The organism is Kitasatospora sp. NPDC048298 (assembly GCF_043201465.1).
GTDB lineage: Bacteria > Actinomycetota > Actinomycetes > Streptomycetales > Streptomycetaceae > Kitasatospora.
The window spans coordinates 15,668-33,066 of sequence record NZ_JBICYZ010000068.1 but is presented as its reverse complement, the minus strand read 5'-3'; the positions used below and the strand labels follow the sequence as shown (position 1 = coordinate 33,066).

Sequence of the window (17,399 nt, the reverse complement as noted above, 5' to 3'; positions counted from 1 at the left end):
TCGCCTCTGATCGCCTCCCGCACCACGGCGCCCAGGTCGGGCGCACCAGCTGCCAACCCACGACGGAGAGGACCGATGCCCAACAACGCGCAGTGGCGCATCGACCCGCTCGCCGCACCGCCCTACACGGCTGCGGCACGCATCTCGGCAACGGCGGAGTCGAGCCGGGCCGACCCCACCTTGGAGGCGAGACCGAAGGCGATCGCGGCATGGTGGCGGGCCTCGTCCACCTCGCTCTGCCGGAACAGCACGGTGGCCAGGCGCGCCGCACCCATCGCTTTCGCTCTCGGCTGCGACGCTTCGCAAACGCCTGCCGTGCGCCGTAGGTGGGATACGAGGCCGGACGCCACATGGCCGGTGGTCGCCGACAGCCGGTACAGGGCGAAGCCGAGGTCGGACTGCAGCTTGGCAGGGGTCAGGGTTTGCATCCAGCCCTCCTGCGTTCCAGCCCCGTCGGCGCGGGACGCGTGGGACTCGGCGGCGGCGACGGAGCGCATCACGCCGCGGACGTCGCCCCGGAGCGCGAATGCCTGCGCGGCGACGGCGGAGATCATCGCCAGGACGGTGGGCGGGTGCGGGCCGGCGACAGACGCAGTGAGCGCCAGCGCCCGCTCGGCGGCACCGTCATGGACGGCTTGCCGGGCGGCGTTGGTCGCAATGTGGCAGTACGTCCCGTCGCCACCTGCCTCCCTGGCCGCTTCGAGGGCCAGGTCGAAGGCGAGAACGGCCCCGGCCTCCCCCGCGTCGAACGTGGTCCAGGCGTACAGGCCGGCCAGCCGCGCCACCGCGCCGCTCCAGGCGGTACGGACGGACGGCGTCATCGAGGCCGAGCCGAGGTCGACCGCCCGCCGCAGCTCCAGGCCCGCGAAGTGCCGGGGCGCGCGGCCGCCGGATCGGCGGTCCCACTCCTCCAGCGCGGCGGTGTGGCAGTCGAGACGGTGCACGTCGTCGGTTCCGAGCCGGCTCGGGACCGACCAGAGATCGGGCATGGCGGCCGCTGCGCCGAGCGACAGGAAGGTTCGGCGGTTCGTCGGACTCACCTCGCGGGTCTTGGTTCGCGGCCGGCGTGTGCCGTCGAGACCGAGCTCCGCGTCGGTCTCGACCTCGAAGACCGCCCGCAGCGCCCGCCGCACCTCGTCCCGCGGCCACCTGATGCGACCGCATTCAAGGCGGCTGACGGTGGCGGCGTCAAAGCTCCCCGGATCCAGCCCCTCTTCTCGGCACCAGGCCTGTACGAGGACGGCCACCTTCTCCTGCGTCCAACCCCTGGCCTCCCTGGCCTGCTGCAAAGCCGTGTTCTCCATCGCCCTGCCCCCTCAACTGGACGTCTGCGAAGGGCAATGAGCCTACCCGGCACCCGTAACTTGCCCACCCAACTTGCCCTGCCCGATGCACCTGATCGGGTGTCAGATAGTGCTCGGCCAGATCGAGTACCGAACCCGCGACCGATCTGCCGAAGGCTGCTCGGTCGACCGGACCGGGGCCCGCGCGAACCCTCGCGGCTCAAGCGGTCCGCCCTTCCCGAGCGCTGTTTCCCCGCGGCCGAATGCCGCCCGCCCCGAGGAGATTGCCCTGTCCACCGTCACCGCTCTGCCCGCTGTCCAGATGCCGGCCGGTGAGTTCCGCATCGGCAAGTCGTTCACCTTCGAGGCCGGCCACCGGCTGACGGGGCTTCCGCCCGGGCACCAGTGCTCCCGGCAGCACGGGCACAGCTACACCGTCGAGGTCGAGCTGGCCGCGGACGAACTCGTCCAGCCGGGCTTCGTCACCGACTTCGCCGACCTGCGGCCTTTCAAGAACTTCCTGGAGAGCCAGCTGGACCACCGCAACCTCCACGAGGTCCTGCCGGTCGAGCCCACCTCCGAGCTGCTCGCCCAGTACCTGGCCGGCTGGTTCATCGAGCACGTCCAGCCCGGCATCACGGGGCGCTTGGCCGCCATCCGGGTCAGCGAGACCGGGAGCAGCTGGGCCCGGTTCGAGGTGGCCGCCCCGTGAGCGGGCGGACCCGGGGCGATGGCGGGGTGCTGGTGGCCGAGCGGTTCGGCGTCGAGTTGCCCACGTTCCAGGGCGAGGGTCCCAGCTGCGGTCAGCCGGCCCTGTTCATCCGCCTTTCGCGGTGCAATCTGACCTGCGCGCAGTGCGACACCAAGCAGACGTGGGATTGGAGCCGGTTCAACCCCGCCGAGGTGTCCGCGTGGGAGACGGTGGCGGAGCTGGCGCGGTGGGCGCTGTCCTCGCCGGTCGAGCTGGTCGTGATCACCGGCGGCGAGCCGCTGATCCAGCAGCGGCGACTGCTGCCCCTGGTGCGCGAGTTGCTCGCGGCCGGCCGGGTGATCGAGTTCGAGACCAACGGCACCATCACGCCGGACCCCGGGCTGCTGGTGGACGGCGTCCGGTTCAACGTCTCCCCGAAGCTGGGGAGTTTCGGCGCGGACGAGGGCCGCAGCATCGTCCCGGAGGCGCTGGCCGTCTTCGCCGCCAGCGGGCGGGCGGCGTTCAAGTTCGTCGCCACCGGGCCCGACGACCTCGGGCGGATCGCCGACCTCGTCGAGGAGCACCGGCTCGCCCCGGTGTGGGTGATGCCGGAGGGCACCACCGCGGAGGCCGTCATCGCGACGACCCGCGCCATCGCCGACCAGGTTGCCGCGCGCCGCTGGAACTTGACCACCCGCCTGCACACCCTCGCGTTCGAGGACGCCAGCGGCCGCTGAGCCGCCCGCCCCAGGCACCACCACCTTTCCGAGAAGAGGACGCACCATGACGAGTACCGACCTCGCCACCCGCCCGGCCGCCCTCGAAGCGGCCCTGCCCCGCGTCGACACCGCCCGCGTCGAGTCGCTGGTGGCCGAACTCCTGGACGCGCTCGGCGAAGACCCCACCCGCGAAGGCCTGGCCGGCACCCCGAAGCGGGTCGCCACCTGGTTGTCCTCCTTCCTGTCGCCCGGGCCCGCGGACGCGGTGTGCTTCCCCGAGCCGCGGCTCGTCGGCCAGATGGTCCTCGTCGACGGTGTCAGCGTCTGGTCGCTGTGCGAGCACCACCTGCTGCCGATGAACCTGAAGGTCGCCGCCGCCTACCTGCCGGGCGAGGAGGTGCTCGGCCTGTCGAAGTTCGGCCGGATCGCGCAGCACGTCGCCGGCCGGTTCCAGGTCCAGGAGCGCTTCACCGGGCAGGTCGCCGACCACCTCGTCGCGACGGTCGGCAGCCAGGACATCGCCGTGCACGTCGAGGGCCAGCACCTGTGCATGAGCATGCGGGGCGTGCGGATGGAGGACGCCCGCACCACGACCCTGCACGCCCGGGGGCGCTTCGAGACCGACCCCGTTCTCGCCCAGCAGTTCCTCACCATCGCCACCCGGTACCGCGCGGCCTGAGAGGCCGACCCGCCCACCGACCAAGGAGGAGTATCCGATGGCCACCCCACCGACGGCGCCCGCGCACCACGCCGCCCCGCCCGCCCCCCTTCACCTGACCTGGGACGACATCGGCTCCGCCGCGCAGGTCCTCGCCGAGCGGGTGACGGCCGGAGGTCTGCCGCAGGCCGTGGTCGGCATCATGCGCGGGGGCATGGTCCCGGCCGTCTGGCTCGCCCACCACCTCAAGGCCCGCGACGTTCGGAGCATCGAGGTCGTCCGCACCGTGGGCGACGGCGTCAACGCCGGTAAGAACCCGCTGCCGGAGGTCCGCAACCCCGCCTCGCTCGGCGACCTGAGGGGCCTGGACGTGCTCCTCGTCGACGACATCGCCGGCACCGGCGTCACCCTCGCCCACACCGCGGACATGCTCCGCGACCTCGGCGCCGCCCGCGTGCGCACCGCGGTCCTCGCCGTGAACCGGGCCAACTGGGAGCAGGACGCCCCGCCCGAGGACGCCATCGACCACATCGCCGCCCTCTACGACACCTGGATCGTCTTCCCCTGGGAGGGAACCGCATGACCCCCGAGCTGACCGAGCAGCACCTCACCCGGCCCGGCACCCCGATGATCGGCCCGTACAGCACCAACCAGATGGACGACTTCTACAGCGCGCTCGCCGTGGGCGAGGCGAAGGCGTCGGGGTTGATGAACCTGATGCAGCACCTGATCGCCGCCGAGGGCTGTCCGCAGGGCGCCAACATCCTGGACGTGTGCTGCGGGCGCGGCCTGGCCCTGCCGCTGCTGCACCGCTACGCCCCGAAGACCGCCCGCTACGTCGGCCTCGACATCAGCCCGGACAACCTCGCCGAGGCCCGCACCCGGCTGGAGGCCCTGCGCGGGTACTACGGCAGCCCGTTCCCCGTCGAGTTCGTGCAGTGCGATGTCTCCGAGCCCTGGCCGGACCTGCCGCCGTTCGACGTCGCGATCTACACCTCGGCGCTGGAGCACCTGCCCTACGAACTCGGCGTCAGGAGCCTGGCCGCCACCGGCGCCGCGCTCGCCGGCGGCGGCGTGCTGTACCTGTCCACGCCGCAGGCGTTCGGGCCGCCGCCGCGCCCGCTGCAGTACCGGGTGCACGTCTACGAGTGGTCGCGTGAGGAGGCCGAGCGCGCCATCGCGGACGCCGGCCTGGTCGTCGAGGACGTGATGGGGCTGCTGCCGCCCACCCCGCAGGAGATCGCCGCCGAGCTCGAAGAGCGCTTCGGCCCCGGCGCGGTCGACTGGTACCGCCACCTGGCCGCCCGGGTGCCGAAGGCGCTGCTGGACACGGTGTCGTCCGTCGCCGCTCCCGACCGGGCGACGGAGCTGCTGTTCGTGTGCCGGAGGCCGGCGTGAGCACCACTGCCGTTCCCCGGCCCCGCCGCGCCCCCGGCGGCGCGGGGCGGCCGCTGTGGGTGAGCGTCGAGGGCGTCAACGGGGTCGGGAAGACCACCGCGGTGCGCGCGGTGGCCGCGGCGCTCGGCCCGCGGTGCCTGCGCCTGGAGGAGCTGACCGACCAGCGGGCCGACTCCCTGCCCGGCCAGGTCATCGCCGCCCTCGCCGCGACCGGCGACGTGTGCCTGCGCACCGGGCACCCGGTCGCCGAGACGCTGGCGCTGCTCGCGCTGAAGTTCCGCGAGTCCGAGCGTCTCGCCGCCGCCCGGCCTGACGGCGTGGAGATCGTCCTGGAGGACCGTGGCGTGGACAGCGTCGCCGTGTGCCAGGCGGCGATCCTGCACGCCGAGCACCCGGCCACGCCCGCCCTGGCGATCGCCGAACGGATCCTGGCCACCGCCCGCCGGTGGCGGCCCATGCCCGACGCCACCGTCCTGCTGGTCGGCGACGGCGACGTGTGCACTGCCCGCTTCTCCGAGCGCATCGGCCGCGCCGTCCCGCCCGACGCCCAGGCCGTGATCGAGCACACCGGCCGGCTCTACCGGCAGCTCGCCGCCGCCGTACCCGCCCGGTACACGGTGCTCGACGTCAGCGGGCACAGCCCCGAGGAGACCGCGCAGGCCGTCGAGGACGCCGTCCGCGCCGCCGAAGCCGGCCGGGAGGCCGCCCGTGTGGCCTGACACCCGGACCCGGCCGCCGCGGAAGCGCGACATCACCCTGCTGTGGGCCCTGCGCTCCCCGTGCAGTTTCGGCTGCCCGCACTGCTACTTCGGCGAGCTCGCGGACGACAAGGCGGCCCCGCCCAAGGATGTGGGCCTGCTCTCCCACATCCCCGTACGCGACCTCGCCCGCGCCGAGCTGGAGGCGTTCGCGCGCACCCTGGCCGACTCGCCCGTCGAGCGGGTTGTCCTCGCCGGCGGCGAGCCGCTGGACTGGCTGCCCACCCTCAGCGTGATCAAGACGATCAAGGACGCCGGGTGCGAGGTCGTCATCGCCACCAACGGCGTGCCCCTCACCCGGCCCGGCATCGCCCGCAGGCTCGTCGAACTCGGCGTCGACGGCGTCTCGGTGTCCCTCGACAGCGCGGACGCCGCCGTCAACGACCACCTGCGGCCCTCCCGCTCCGGCCGCGCCGGCCACCGCGAGGTCCTGGCCGGCATCCGTACCCTCCTGGTCGAGCGGGCCGACAGGCCGGGCCCCCGTGTCGGCATCTACACCGTCGTCATCCGCGAACGCCCGCAGGAGATCACCGCCGTCGCCCGCCTCGCCGCCGAGATCGGCGTCGACTACTACGTCCCGCAGCCCATCTCCCTGCCCCCCGACCACAAGCTCTTCGCCGAGCGCTGCCACACCGGCGCCGACGTCCCCGCGGTGGAGGAGGAACTGCTGCGCCTCCAGCGCGACCCAGGCGGCCTGGCCCTGCCCGGGACCGCCTACGCCCGGCAGTTCCTCGACTCGATCGCCACCCAGGAAAGCGGCCGCGTCGAACAGTGCTTCGGCGGGGCGCAGCTGTTCTTCGTCCAGCCCGACGGCACGGTGTGGGACTGTCCCTCCGACCGGCGGATCGCCGCGACGCCGCCCGCGGCGCGGCGCAACATCGTCGGCGCCGACGCCCGGACGCTGTTCGACGGCCGTCCGGCGTGCACGGACTGCTCCCACTTCTCCCGGGACTGCGTCAACATGACACCGCTCGTGCTCGGCATGCCCCGCTTCCTGGGCCGGGTGGGAGCATGAGCGCCCTGCCCCCGCTGCCCGCGGCCGGTGCCTTCGGCGCCGGGGTGCTGGAGACGCTGGCTGGCATGCCCGACCCGGCCCGAGCCGCGTGCGCTGACGCGTTCGAGCGCGACCTGAGCGGCGTGTTCGACGGTCGGTACGCGGTCGCAGTGAACTCCGGCACGGCGGCATTGCACGCCGCGCTGTTCGCGGCCGGCATCCGGCCGGGCGACGAGGTGCTGCTGCCGGCGCTCACCGTCGTCATGACGGCCGCGCCCGTCGTCCAGCTCGGTGCCATCCCCGTGTTCGTCGACAGCGACCCCGCCACGCTCGATGTCGACTACGCCGACGCCGCCGCCAAGGTCACGGCCCGCACCAGGGCGATCGTCCCGGTGCACCTGTGGGGGCGGATGGGCGACCCGGCGGCCCTGGCCGCCTTCTCCTCCCGCCACGGCCTGGCCGTGGTGGAGGACGCCGCCCAGGCCGCCGGGACCTCGCGCGCCGGCATCGCGGCCGGCACGTCCGGTGCTGCCGGGTGCTTCAGCATGAAGGACGGCAAGATCCTCTGGAGCGGGGAGGGCGGCTTCGTTGTGACCGGCGACGCCCACCTCGCCGCCCGGGCCCGGGCCTTTCGCGGGCACTGGCTCACGCCGCCGCCCGGAGACCGGCCCCAGCAGCAGCTCGCCGTCAACGCCCGCCTGGCCGAGCCTCTCGCCGCACTCGCCCACGCCAACCTCCGCCGCCTCCCGGCCCTGCTGGAGCGCCGCCGCGCCCAGAACACCTACCTGCTGCGCGCCCTGGCCGGCGCCCCCGGTCTCACCCCGATCCGCCCGGCCACCGACGAGACGTGGAACCACTACTCCCCGCTCCTGTCGATCGGCTTGGCACGCCCGCGCGCGTTCGCCGAGCACCTCGCCCAGCGCGGAGTTCCGAACTCCACCGGCACCTTCCACCTGATCCCGTGCGACACGCGCCCCATGTTCGCTGGCGGCACGCTGCCGCCGTGCCGCGGCGCCGCCCAGATCCTGGAGCGCACCCTGGCCGTCGTCCTCACCGACCGCGACGACGAAGCAGTCCTCGACCGGTACGCCGCCGCCATCACCCACACCAGCGCCGAGTGGAGCGGCTGACCGCACTCCCAAGCCCGGGCCGCCGCCGCACCCGCCGCGGCGGCCCGCCCTCCCGATGGGACACCGCAGCATGACCACCACATCGCACCGAAGGCGCTGCCGCCGCGGCCCGCTGATCTCCGCCGAGGGCCTCAACGGCGTCGGCAAGACCTACCTCACCAACCGCGCCGTCGAGACCCTCGACGACAAGCCGGTGTTGCTGGACGAGTTCTCCCAGCGCGCCGGCGGCCGCCCCGGCCTGGGCGAAGCGCTGCTGCAGGCGCTGCGCCAGGCCAGCACCGGCGACCCGTTCCTGCGCGGCGGCACCCCGATGGCCGAGGCCCTGCTCCTGATGGCGATCAAGCGGCACGACCTCGACACCGTCCTGCCCGACCTGGCCCGTGGCCGGGCCGTCGTCGAGGGCCGCAGCGTCGACACCACCGCCGTGTGCCAGGCCCTGCTCCTGCACCCCGGCGCCCCGGACGCCGCCCTGCGCACCGCGACGGACCTGCTGGACCTCGCCTCCTCCTGGCGCCCGCTGCCCGACCTCACCATCCTCGTCACCGACGACCCCGCCGAAGCGCTCAAGCGCGCCCAGCAGCGCGACCAGTGCGTCTTCACCGACGAGCAGGCCCGGTTCATGAGCGAGGCGTCCGCGCTCTTCGAACGGCTCGCCGCCACCGACCCTGTCCGCTACCGGGTCGTGGACCGCCGCCACGTCGACGAGTACGAGGCCGCCGACCGGATCCGCACCTGGATCCGCGGCGCCGGCGACGGCCTGGGCTGCCTGCCCGAGCCCTGGCAGGGCCCCGGCGCCGCGTGCCTGTGCTGCCACCGGCCCGCCGTAGTCGCGGAAGCGGCATGAGCACGGGCAGCCGGAAGCCGCCGTCCTGCCCGGGCCGGTACGACTGCGTTCCCGCGCTCGACAAGGGCACCGGCGCGCTGATCCTCGACTTCGACGGCACCCTCGCCGACACCCGGCAAGGACACGAGGACGCGCTGCGCGCCGCCCTGCAGCCCTACAGAGTCGCCCTCGACGCCGCCTGGTACGCCCGGCACGTCGGGCTGTCCATCCACGACCTGCTGGCGGCGCTGCCCGGGGGCCGGGCGCTGCCCCACGACGAGGTCGTCGCCCGCAGCCGCGCCCACCTCCTGGCCGAGGTGCACACGATCAAGCCCGTCGCGTGCACCGTGGAGCTCCTGAGGCGGGCGCGGGCGGCCGGCCTGCCGTGCGCCGTGGCCTCCGGTGCCAGCCGGCAGCTCGTGGAGCCGGGGCTCGACGTGCTGGGCCTGCGCGGCGAGTTCGCGGCCGTCATCGCGCGCGAGGACGCCGCCCGCGGCAAACCGGACCCGGAGCTGTTCCTCACCGCCGCCCGCCGCCTCGGCATCACATCGGGGCACTGCCTGGCCGTCGACGACGCGCCCGACGGCATCGTGGCCGCCCGGGCGGCGGGCATGCGGGTGCTCACCATGGCCGGCGCCCACCTGGCCCCGGCGAGCAGCGCCCAGGCAACACCCCAGACCTCCGCCGCCACGGGGCCGTGCCCGACCCACGACCCGATCCGATGACGGCGCCCGTACCGTCCGACCCGAGGAGCGCCGTGCCCGTTCTGCACTCGACCAAGCGGACCACCGTCCTGCGCCCGCCCACCGCCACCCGCGAGGGCGTCGGCGAGTTCGAGTACACCGACCACTACAGCGTGTTCCACTACGGTCCGATGCCGGACGCGATACCCGGCAAGGGCGAAGCGGCCTGCCGGATGGCCGTCTTCAACTTCGAGCTGCTGGAAGCAGCCGGCGTGCACACCCACTTCCTGCGCCAGAGCGCCCCGAACCGGATCGAGTTCACCCTCGCCCGGCTCCCGGAGACGCTCGACCACCCGCCCACCCCCCGGTCGGGCAACTACCTCCTGCCGCTGCAGGTGCTCTTCCGCAACGAACTCCCGCCCGGCAGCTCCGTCCACCGCCGTCTGGCCTGCGGCGAGCTGAGCCCGGCCGACCTCGGCCTCGACGCGGCCCCCGCCGTCGGCGAGCGCCTCCCGCAGCCGACCATCGAGTACGCCACCACCCGCGAGCCCGTCAACCGCTTCCTGACCCCCGCCGACGCCCAACGCCTCTCCGGCCTCGATGATCGCCTCTTCCGAGCCCTGCGTCAGACCACCACCGCGGTCAACACCGTCCTGAGCGAGCACGCGGCCGCCGTCGGGATCGACCACTGCGACGGCAAGACCGAGTTCCTGGTGACGAACGATCAGGAACTACTGCTCGCCGACAGCCCTGGCACCCCGGACGAGAGCCGCCTCATGTTCGACGGCGTGCACTGCGGCAAGCAGATCCTGCGCGACTGGTACGTGGCCTCCGGCAACGAAGTCCCGGTCGGCCGGCTGATCGCCGACGGCGTCCCCCGCCACCAATGGCCCCTGCCCACCTCGCTGCCGCCCGCGTTCGTCCCCGTGATGACGGACCTGTACCGGGCGCTGTGCGAGAGGTGGACGGGCGAGCGCCACTGGATCGCGCCCAGCCTGGAGGCCGCGACCCGGGCGGTACGCGCCCTCGCCGAAGAGTGAACGGGCACTGGAACGGCAACCGCGCGGGCATGCTCGTTCCGGCGCGGCCGCGCGCCCGGCACACAGCAGCCGAAGAACTCGAGGAAGTGGTGGACACATGGGCGGCCTAACCGGCGACCCGGACTTCCGGGCGACGACGTTCGTCGTGGTCGACTTCGAGACGACCACCCCCGCCGGCCACCCGGCCCAGCCCATCGAGGTCGCAGCCCTGGCCTTGCGCCTGCACGACGGCACTTGGCAGGAGAGGGGCCGCAGCACCTCCCTGATCCGCCCGCCCGCGTTCGCACCGGTCACGCCCGCCGACACCGCCCAGACCGGCCTGAGTGCCGAACAGCTCGCCCACGCCCCCACCCCGGACCAGGCCCTCGGCGCGCTCGACCGCCGCCTCACTTCCGGCACCCCCTACCTGCTGGTGGCCCAGCATGCCGCCACCGAGGCGAACGTCATCCACCATCAGGCCCAGCACTGTCCCGCGCTGGCCCGCACCAACCTCATCGACACCATCCCGCTGGCCAAGCACCTCATCCCCGGCCTGCCCAACTACAAGCTCGACACCCTCCTGGCCCACTACGGCATCCCCCAGCCGCCCAACCGCCACCGGGCACCCGACGACGTCGACGTCACCGCGAAACTCTTCCTCCACCTCATCGCCGCCGCCGACCGCGACCCGCGCCTGGACAGCCTCGCGGCCCTGTTCAAGACCGCCGGACGCACCGCCAAGGCCAACCAGCCGGTCCAGGCCGGACTGTTCGACACCTGACCAGCCGTCACGCCACCCGTACGACCGACCCGAGACAAGGACGGTGCCCGCCCGATGCTCCGCGACGACGAACTGCCCCGCACCGAGGTGCCCTTCTGGTTCGACCCGCTGTGCCCGTGGGCGTGGGTCACCTCCCGCTGGCTCCTGGAAGTCGAGAAGGTCCGCCCGGTCCGCGCCGACTGGCGGATCATGTCGCTGGCCTACCTCAACCTCATCCAGCGGGAGGGCCAGGGCCTCAGCGACAACTACCGGGCGCTGATGGAGAGTGCCTGGGGCTCGGTGCGGGTGTGCGCCGCCGCCGCCGAGCACGCCGGCCCCCAGATCCTCGGCCCGCTGTACACCGCCATCGGCACCCGCCTGCACAACCAGTGCCGCCGCGAAGATCCCACCGTCATCCCCGAGGCGCTCGCCGAGACGAACCTGCCTGCCGCCCTGGCCTTGGCCATCACGAGCACCCGCTACGACCAGCGCATCATCGACTCCCACCACGAGGCCTTCGACGAGGTCGGACTCGACGTCGGCACCCCCGTCCTGCGCATCGCCGGCACCGTCCTGTTCGGTCCCGTGCTGCGCCAGGCCCCCTGCGGGGAGGCCGCCGGGAAGCTCTGGGACGGCCTGGCCCTGGTCGCCGAGACGGACGGCTTCTTCGAACTCAAGCGGACCCGGGACTCCAAGCCGGTCTTCGAGTGATCGAGGCCGCTCCGAAGCCCACGCCGCCTCGGCACGGGGGGGAGGGGGACGCCATCGGGGTGTGGTGCCAGGGACCGAAGCGTCACGCCCGTCCCTGAAGACCTACGCGGTGACGCCGAACGCCCGAGCGACGCGCTCCCCGACCACGCTCACCGCCAGGTCCACCGGATACCACGCCGCGCCGGTCACCTCCGTCTCCTGGATGAGCCCGATCTCAGCGCGCTCGGTGGAGAAGGCGTACCCGATGTCCAGGTGGTAGTGCTCCGGCTCGTCCTTCGCGGGCCGCGCCGGCACCAAGCCGTACTCGATGTAGACCGGCGCCGGGGAAAGCGGCGCGATCAAGCGCTGGTCGAGACCGGTCTCCTCCGTCAGCTCGCGCAGCGCCGCCCCGAGCAGTGTGGTGTCGGTCGGCTCGAGGTGGCCACCCGGCTGCAGCGTGATCCCGTAGGCGAGGTGGTCGATGAGCAGGACGTCGGGACCGCGGACCAGGAGGGCTCCGACCGTCACGTGCATCGGGAAGGCACGCCGGGACGCGAACCCCGCGCCCACGCCGAGGAGCCGCAACGGCTCGGCCAGGGCTGCGGCCTCGTCCGGGAACCGCCCGAGGTACGCCGACAGCGTCTGCGCGATGGTCGCGTCACTGATCGCCACGGCTCACCTCCGATCCGCCCTGGGAGCGGAAACCCCATCGACCAACTGCTCGGACACGGGCAGCTAACATGCGCACAATCAGCTCCAGCGAAGCGCGGCCTACAAGAGTCGCACTCTACAAGCCGGGCACGCCCGAACGTGTCCCAACGTGCTCCTGACTCTGCCATCGTTCCCCGCGCGCCGCTCAGCACCACCAGCCAACCGGATCTACCCGCCACCTCCCCTTCCACGCTGGCCACGCCGTGCCCGACGGCCTGCTCGGTGAACTCCCGCATCCGCGCCCCAAGGCCGCGCCCCGTTCGCTGAGCCCGCTGGAGCGATCCTCGGCGATTCGGCCAACTCCGCGACTCGGTAGACCCGTTGTGCCGGACGGGTTCATGCACCTTCCAAATCCGTCACCCGCTCTATCTCGGGAAATCCGGAGCGTCTGAAACACACCAGTTCGATATTCCAGTCGGCTCGTTGAGCCTCACGGACCAGCCGTGACCGACAGATCGGGGGGCAGCTTGAGCACGGGCAGCACATCCGCGCAGCAGGGTGAGGACACATCGGAGGCGAGTCTTGCGAAGGACGCTGTGAGCGCGCCGCAGGAGGAGGAGTTCCTCTACCGGGACACCTCCCGGCTCCAGGCCGGTGCGCAGATGACGACCGTCACGATGGCGCGGCGCCTGCCCGCGCTGGTGCTGCGGTCGTTGAAGATGGCCTGGCGGGTGGACCGGGTCGCGACGGCCGGCCTGCTCGCCTGCCAGGTCGGCACCGGCGTGCTCGCGGCCCTGGGCCTGCTGGCGGTCACCAGGACGTTGACCGCGCTGATCGCCTCCGGCGACCTCTCCGACCGGCTGTGGGAGGCGGCTCCGCAGCTGGCCGTCATCGCGACGGCGACCGGCCTTCGCGCGCTGCTGGGCATCACGGTGACGTGGCTGACCGGGCGACTGAGGCCGGTGCTGGCCCGGGCCGCGGAGCTCACCATGATCGAGGCGGCGCTCGGCGCCGAGCTCGCCGCGAACAACGAGCCCGGCTACAACGACTTCTACGACATCGCCGACCGCGGCGCCCAGGTCACCCCCGACCTCGTCGAGGAGGCACAGAACGTGCTGGCCGCCACCGCGACCCTCGCGGCCGGAGCCACCGTCCTCACCGTGATCCACCCGCTCCTCCTCCCTCTGCTGCTCCTGGCGTGTCTGCCGCAGGCCGTCGCGTACGTGCGGGCCGCCCGCGTGGTGTACCTGGCGGGCCTGGAAACCTCCGGTCGGCGCCGGATGCTGCACAAACTGCGCTGGCACATGGCCTACATGGAATCCAGCGAGGAGATGCGCGCCTGCCTGGCTGGCCCCTTCCTTCTCGGCCGGTACCGGCGGCTCGCCGCCTCGGTCAACGCCGCGGAACGCAAGGCCGCGAACACCGGCGCGTGGATGGGCCTGGCGGGCGCGGCCGCCGGCGGTATCGCCTCGGCTGCGGTGTGGGCCGCACTGCTCTGGCTCCTGGCCTCCGGGCGCATGGACCTGGCGGCCGGCGGCGGCGCGGTCTTCGCCCTTCAGACCGCGACCGGATCCGTCCGCGGCATCATCAACGGCGGCGCCCGCCTCGTACGCACCGGCTGGTACGTGCAGGACTGGCAGAACTTCCTCGACAACGCCCACGGCCAGGCCATGGCCGGCTCGCGCGGTGCGAGGACGCTGTCCGCGGCACCGGAGCGGTTCGAGGTCCGCGATGTCACCTACCGCTATGACGGCGCCGACCGGGACAGCCTCAGCGGGGTGTCGCTGCGGGTACGGCGCGGGGAGATCGTGGCGCTGGTCGGGGAGAATGGATCGGGGAAGTCCACGCTGTCCCGGCTGATCTGCGGCCTGCTGCTGCCCACCTCCGGCGAGGTGGCCTGGGACCACACCACCACCGCCCAGATGGAGCCCTGGGAGGCCTGGAAGCACGTCGCCCTGGCCCCGCAGCGGTACACGTACCTGCCGCTGACCCTCCGCGACAACATCACCTTCGGGCAGGGCGACACCAGCGACGCCGCCGTCCTGGCGGCCTGCGAGGCGTCCGGAGCCGCCGACATGCTGTGTAGTCCTTGAAGTCCGCGCTGAACAGGACCTCGCGGGAGGGGCCGATCAGGGCGTGGTCGAACGCATCATCGAACGGCCAGAGTGCGGCGGTGCAGTCGGTGGCCGTCAGCTCTTCTTCGAGGGCTTGATGGAGCATCAGCTCCGGCAGTCCCGCGACGGTGGTGTACCGCCACACGGCGCGGTGCAGTGAGATGGTCGGAGGCCCGTTGGGGCTCTGGAAGGTCCGGACGTGTTCCAGTCCACAAGCGGGCGTAGCGGGGGGAGGGCCGGCGGCATTCGAAGGCGGGGTGCAGAGTGGGCGGCTCGCTGCCGGTGGTCGGAGTGAAGACGTAGACCGCGCCGGTGTCGGCGTGCCACGGGTACAGGCATCGCGCCGTGCCGCGGGCCCGTCGGCCGCTGCCGGTGACCGTGACCTTCATCGGCCATCGGCAGGCCGTGCACGGGAAGAACCAGCCGTGGTGCTGCGCGTACTGCTCGACCGGCTGGTAGAACCGGTTGGCCTGCATCGGAAGGAGAAGGTCGGACAGGCCGTCGGCGGGGACGACGGGATGGTTGATCAGTGTGGTTCGGTGGCGTTGGTAGAACTCACCCTTGATGGACCTGAAGACGGATTCCTGGCTGTACTCCGCGTCGAGGTCCTGCGCGGTGACGCCTTCGGGGCTCCTGCTGAGCTTCGACGCCTTTCGGCGGACGAGTTCGGCCTCGTGGCGGAAGTCGAAGCCGCCGGCGGTCAGGACACCCTCGGGGTCAAGGAGCCTGACACCGTCCAGATCCGTCGGGTCGAGCCAGGCGGGGATCAGACCTTCAAGGTCGCCGGCCAGCTCACCGCTGAGGCGCTCCAGGAGATCGTTGAAGGTGATCCGGTGCCCAGGGCCGAATGCCGCCATCAGGGAGCCGTGCGCGTGCATGAGCCGATCGACCCTCTCGGCCGGTTTCAGGCCGGGGTGCGTCGCGGCATTGGAGCAGACTTCGAACGCCTTGACGACGTCGAGAAGGATGGTGGCGTTGTCCCGTGCCCCGGACGGTTCTGTTGGCGCGTCTTCCACGGGGCGGACTTTAGGGGTGCTCGGGTGAACAGTTCCCGGTATTCGGCTACATCGGACCGTTCAGGTGAGCTTCGAGCCCTTCGGTGTTGACTCCCGGGTACAGCTGCTGGTAGGCGGCGAGGTGGTCAGCGGCGTGGTCGAGCCCCGAGCGGGTCGGATACCAGTAGTGCGGTCCGCCCTCGGCACCGTACGGCTGCCGGTGTTCGATGAAGCCCCGCGCCGGCACCCCTTTGCGGACGGAGTGCCCGACCGCGAGGTGATGGGTTCCGCGGCCCGGCACGTCTCCGTCGGAGATGGGCGCCTGAACGATGACGCGGACCAGGAGGCGCCACAGCCACTGCGACAGCATGCCTGCGGGAGTGGCGAGGCGTTCGATCCCGAGGCCGGAGCGGGCCGCCGACCGACCGGCACGGGTCAGCTCGACGCGGGTCCGCCTCACCTCGCCGATCGATAGGACGTACACGGTGTCCTGGTGGCGCACGATCAGGCCGCGCCGCTCCAGTGCGCTCAGCGAGGCTCCGGCTCCGGGATCGTGAACACCGGCCGCGCGCAGACGCTCCTGGACAGGTGTGTACCCGACGGCCCGAGCGGGCGCGTGCAGGCAGAACAGGAACCTGCGCCACTGCGGCGCCGGGGTGTACGACGAGCCGTCGAGGCGCCGCTGTACCTGTTCCTGCTCCTGCTCCTGCTCCTGGTCCTCATGGAACAGTTCCCGAAGGTACAGCCGCTGGCGGTCGTTCAGGGAGTCCCACGTCTCCTGGATCCGAGGGTCCGGAGCCCGCTTCGACGGCGGCGCGATGCCCGGAGTGGCGACGCTCGTGTTCGTCCTGCGCCATGCGTCGATCAGCAGCCGCCGGGGAACCCGGTACAGGGCAGCGAGGGCTTTGGCGATCGTGGCGCACTCTGGTGTCGATCGCCATTCCCTGCCACGGACGTGGCCGCCCTGTTCCAGCGCCCGGATCTTGTCCGCCGTGATCTTCATGTGGGCGGTCGTGCGGTACTTCCTCAGGTGCGTCGCGACCTGCTCGGCGCTGAGCGATGCGGTACGACGCAGGTCGCGCAGGGTCTCCTCTCCGCGGTGCCCCTGCCCGATGGCCTGGGCATCGCAGCGCAGCGCGGCGAGCACCCGGCCGAAGTAGCGGTCGCCGATCTCCCGTACCCCGGCTTCCCAGTACCGCACGGCTCGGGTGGTGACGCCGATCTGTTCGGCGAACTCCTCGACGCTGAGCCCCGCGAGCTCGCGCCGGTGCCTCAGCCTGGCGGGCATGTCGGTGTCGGCTGCCATGAGGTACAGCAAAACGTGGGGAACTGTTCACTGCAACTACCTCGTCGAAAACGTCACGACGGGTCGGCCTTGCGCCTGGCCTCCTCTCCAGGTCCCTATCCGGGCCAGCCGTTGCAGTTCTCGAAGCCGTCTTCCACGCTGCCGGTGAACGCCAGTGCTTCGCGACCGATCCCGAGGGCACCGAGCAGGGTGTCGAGCGCCGCATTCGGGTCTTCCTCCGAGCGGCTCACCCACACGGACGTGTAGTAAGGGGAAACCGTCCCTTCGAACGCGCTCAGCGCGAAGTCGGTCTCCCCGATGCGAAACATGGCCACGTTCACGTAGCCGATGTCTTCCCAGCCCCGCTCGACGGTCAGCCGCAGCCGCGCCGCGAGCGCGTCCAGCGGCGGCTGAAGCCCCGCCACCACACGGAAGCAACTCGCGGCGAACTCCCACATGCTCTGCTGGAACGCCGGGTTGCGCTTGCCGCCCTGGTACGCCGGGGCCGCTTCCCAGTCCGGCTCGGGTCCCGGTACCTCGACCTCGGTCACCTCGGCCCCCTCCGGCCTCGTCGTTGCCACCGACGCCCACCCTAGTCCTGGCCCGGACTCGGCCGTCACCCCGGCGGACGAGCAGCCGTCGGCCGCCCAGAGCTACTCCTCGTCCTGGTCCTCGTCCACCGCGGCCGGCCGCGAGCAGGGTGGAGAGACGCTCGGCCGGGGATTTCCCAGCTGAGCTTCTTTCGATT

The 17,399-nt window shown here is 72.4% G+C and carries 19 protein-coding genes and 1 pseudogene; 14 read left to right on the top strand and 6 right to left on the bottom strand.

What is annotated here, in order from left to right; translation table 11 throughout:
* Window positions 1-122: 122 nt before the first annotated feature.
* Window positions 123-1,304 (bottom strand): helix-turn-helix domain-containing protein, encoded by a 1,182-nt coding sequence (locus ACGF0D_RS35250; RefSeq protein ID WP_392923268.1) that lies wholly within the window; start codon window positions 1,302-1,304, stop codon window positions 123-125.
* A gap of 301 nt (window positions 1,305-1,605) precedes the next feature.
* Between ACGF0D_RS35250 and ACGF0D_RS35245 the strand changes: the two genes are divergently transcribed.
* From ACGF0D_RS35245 to ACGF0D_RS35185, 13 genes are all read left to right on the top strand, one after another.
* Window positions 1,606-1,995, top strand: coding sequence for a 6-pyruvoyl tetrahydropterin synthase family protein (locus ACGF0D_RS35245; protein ID WP_392923265.1), 390 nt, complete (start codon window positions 1,606-1,608; stop codon window positions 1,993-1,995).
* On the top strand, window positions 1,992-2,711 hold the full coding sequence (locus tag ACGF0D_RS35240; RefSeq protein ID WP_392923262.1) for a 7-carboxy-7-deazaguanine synthase QueE: 720 nt from the start codon (window positions 1,992-1,994) through the stop codon (window positions 2,709-2,711). The genes ACGF0D_RS35245 and ACGF0D_RS35240 overlap by 4 nt, the downstream gene beginning before the upstream one ends.
* Window positions 2,712-2,757: 46 nt before the next feature.
* Window positions 2,758-3,372: a GTP cyclohydrolase I gene (gene folE / locus ACGF0D_RS35235; protein ID WP_392923259.1), complete on the top strand. Its 615-nt coding sequence runs from the start codon at window positions 2,758-2,760 to the stop codon at window positions 3,370-3,372.
* 37 nt (window positions 3,373-3,409) lie between these two features.
* Entirely contained in the window at window positions 3,410-3,934 is a 525-nt protein-coding gene (locus ACGF0D_RS35230; protein ID WP_392923256.1) for a phosphoribosyltransferase, read from the top strand.
* On the top strand, window positions 3,931-4,749 hold the full coding sequence (locus ACGF0D_RS35225; RefSeq protein ID WP_392923253.1) for a class I SAM-dependent methyltransferase: 819 nt from the start codon (window positions 3,931-3,933) through the stop codon (window positions 4,747-4,749). The genes ACGF0D_RS35230 and ACGF0D_RS35225 overlap by 4 nt, the downstream gene beginning before the upstream one ends.
* Window positions 4,746-5,468: a thymidylate kinase gene (locus ACGF0D_RS35220; RefSeq protein ID WP_392923251.1), complete on the top strand. Its 723-nt coding sequence runs from the start codon at window positions 4,746-4,748 to the stop codon at window positions 5,466-5,468. Before ACGF0D_RS35225 ends, ACGF0D_RS35220 begins: the two co-directional genes overlap by 4 nt.
* Window positions 5,458-6,522 carry a radical SAM protein gene (locus ACGF0D_RS35215; protein WP_392923248.1) on the top strand — a complete coding sequence of 355 codons (1,065 nt, stop codon included), beginning with the start codon at window positions 5,458-5,460 and terminating at the stop codon, window positions 6,520-6,522. The genes ACGF0D_RS35220 and ACGF0D_RS35215 overlap by 11 nt, the downstream gene beginning before the upstream one ends.
* Window positions 6,519-7,631, top strand: a complete 1,113-nt coding sequence (locus ACGF0D_RS35210; RefSeq protein WP_392923246.1) for a DegT/DnrJ/EryC1/StrS family aminotransferase — start codon at window positions 6,519-6,521, stop codon at window positions 7,629-7,631. Before ACGF0D_RS35215 ends, ACGF0D_RS35210 begins: the two co-directional genes overlap by 4 nt.
* Window positions 7,632-7,701: 70 nt before the next feature.
* Complete coding sequence (locus ACGF0D_RS35205) at window positions 7,702-8,475, top strand: dTMP kinase (protein ID WP_392923243.1); 774 nt, start codon at window positions 7,702-7,704, stop codon at window positions 8,473-8,475.
* Window positions 8,472-9,179 carry an HAD family hydrolase gene (locus ACGF0D_RS35200; protein WP_392923240.1) on the top strand — a complete coding sequence of 236 codons (708 nt, stop codon included), beginning with the start codon at window positions 8,472-8,474 and terminating at the stop codon, window positions 9,177-9,179. Before ACGF0D_RS35205 ends, ACGF0D_RS35200 begins: the two co-directional genes overlap by 4 nt.
* A gap of 32 nt (window positions 9,180-9,211) precedes the next feature.
* Window positions 9,212-10,177, top strand: coding sequence for a phosphoribosylaminoimidazolesuccinocarboxamide synthase (locus tag ACGF0D_RS35195; protein WP_392923238.1), 966 nt, complete (start codon window positions 9,212-9,214; stop codon window positions 10,175-10,177).
* A 97-nt stretch (window positions 10,178-10,274) separates the two neighbouring features.
* The gene (locus ACGF0D_RS35190) at window positions 10,275-10,937 is read left to right on the top strand and encodes a PolC-type DNA polymerase III (protein ID WP_392923236.1); all 663 of its coding nucleotides are present in this window, start codon (window positions 10,275-10,277) and stop codon (window positions 10,935-10,937) included.
* A 54-nt stretch (window positions 10,938-10,991) separates the two neighbouring features.
* Window positions 10,992-11,627 carry a disulfide bond formation protein DsbA gene (locus ACGF0D_RS35185; RefSeq protein WP_392923233.1) on the top strand — a complete coding sequence of 212 codons (636 nt, stop codon included), beginning with the start codon at window positions 10,992-10,994 and terminating at the stop codon, window positions 11,625-11,627.
* A gap of 102 nt (window positions 11,628-11,729) precedes the next feature.
* Here the strand turns inward: ACGF0D_RS35185 and ACGF0D_RS35180 are convergent, their stop codons facing one another.
* Window positions 11,730-12,278, bottom strand: coding sequence for an NUDIX hydrolase (locus ACGF0D_RS35180; protein ID WP_392923231.1), 549 nt, complete (start codon window positions 12,276-12,278; stop codon window positions 11,730-11,732).
* A 575-nt stretch (window positions 12,279-12,853) separates the two neighbouring features.
* Here ACGF0D_RS35180 and ACGF0D_RS35175 point away from each other — a divergent pair.
* A pseudogene (locus ACGF0D_RS35175) lies at window positions 12,854-14,338 on the top strand (ATP-binding cassette domain-containing protein); the annotation flags it as partial.
* Here the strand turns inward: ACGF0D_RS35175 and ACGF0D_RS35170 are convergent.
* The 4 genes from ACGF0D_RS35170 to ACGF0D_RS35155 all read right to left on the bottom strand — a co-directional run bounded on the left by ACGF0D_RS35170 (window position 14,262) and on the right by ACGF0D_RS35155 (window position 17,202).
* Complete coding sequence (locus ACGF0D_RS35170) at window positions 14,262-14,477, bottom strand: hypothetical protein (protein ID WP_392923229.1); 216 nt, start codon at window positions 14,475-14,477, stop codon at window positions 14,262-14,264. The pseudogene ACGF0D_RS35175 and the gene ACGF0D_RS35170 sit on opposite strands and share 77 nt — an antisense overlap.
* Complete coding sequence (locus ACGF0D_RS35165; protein WP_392923226.1) at window positions 14,407-15,387, bottom strand: hypothetical protein; 981 nt, start codon at window positions 15,385-15,387, stop codon at window positions 14,407-14,409. Before ACGF0D_RS35165 ends, ACGF0D_RS35170 begins: the two co-directional genes overlap by 71 nt.
* Before the next feature lie 46 nt (window positions 15,388-15,433).
* Window positions 15,434-16,672 carry a helix-turn-helix domain-containing protein gene (locus tag ACGF0D_RS35160; protein ID WP_392923224.1) on the bottom strand — a complete coding sequence of 413 codons (1,239 nt, stop codon included), beginning with the start codon at window positions 16,670-16,672 and terminating at the stop codon, window positions 15,434-15,436.
* A 95-nt stretch (window positions 16,673-16,767) separates the two neighbouring features.
* Complete coding sequence (locus ACGF0D_RS35155; protein ID WP_392923221.1) at window positions 16,768-17,202, bottom strand: hypothetical protein; 435 nt, start codon at window positions 17,200-17,202, stop codon at window positions 16,768-16,770.
* Between the last annotated feature and the right edge of the window lie 197 nt (window positions 17,203-17,399).

Excerpts from the sequence above, each read along its gene's own strand:
- ACGF0D_RS35250 (WP_392923268.1), bottom strand. The coding sequence starts at position 1,304 with ATGGAGAACACGGCTTTGCAGCAGGCCAGGGAGGCCAGGGGTTGGACG.
- ACGF0D_RS35245 (WP_392923265.1), top strand. The coding sequence starts at position 1,606 with ATGCCGGCCGGTGAGTTCCGCATCGGCAAGTCGTTCACCTTCGAGGCC.
- folE (WP_392923259.1), top strand. The coding sequence starts at position 2,758 with ATGACGAGTACCGACCTCGCCACCCGCCCGGCCGCCCTCGAAGCGGCC.
- ACGF0D_RS35230 (WP_392923256.1), top strand. The coding sequence starts at position 3,410 with ATGGCCACCCCACCGACGGCGCCCGCGCACCACGCCGCCCCGCCCGCC.
- ACGF0D_RS35225 (WP_392923253.1), top strand. The coding sequence starts at position 3,931 with ATGACCCCCGAGCTGACCGAGCAGCACCTCACCCGGCCCGGCACCCCG.
- ACGF0D_RS35210 (WP_392923246.1), top strand. The coding sequence starts at position 6,519 with ATGAGCGCCCTGCCCCCGCTGCCCGCGGCCGGTGCCTTCGGCGCCGGG.
- ACGF0D_RS35205 (WP_392923243.1), top strand. The coding sequence starts at position 7,702 with ATGACCACCACATCGCACCGAAGGCGCTGCCGCCGCGGCCCGCTGATC.
- ACGF0D_RS35200 (WP_392923240.1), top strand. The coding sequence starts at position 8,472 with ATGAGCACGGGCAGCCGGAAGCCGCCGTCCTGCCCGGGCCGGTACGAC.
- ACGF0D_RS35190 (WP_392923236.1), top strand. The coding sequence starts at position 10,275 with ATGGGCGGCCTAACCGGCGACCCGGACTTCCGGGCGACGACGTTCGTC.
- ACGF0D_RS35185 (WP_392923233.1), top strand. The coding sequence starts at position 10,992 with ATGCTCCGCGACGACGAACTGCCCCGCACCGAGGTGCCCTTCTGGTTC.
- ACGF0D_RS35170 (WP_392923229.1), bottom strand. The coding sequence starts at position 14,477 with ATGCTCCATCAAGCCCTCGAAGAAGAGCTGACGGCCACCGACTGCACC.
- ACGF0D_RS35160 (WP_392923224.1), bottom strand. The coding sequence starts at position 16,672 with ATGGCAGCCGACACCGACATGCCCGCCAGGCTGAGGCACCGGCGCGAG.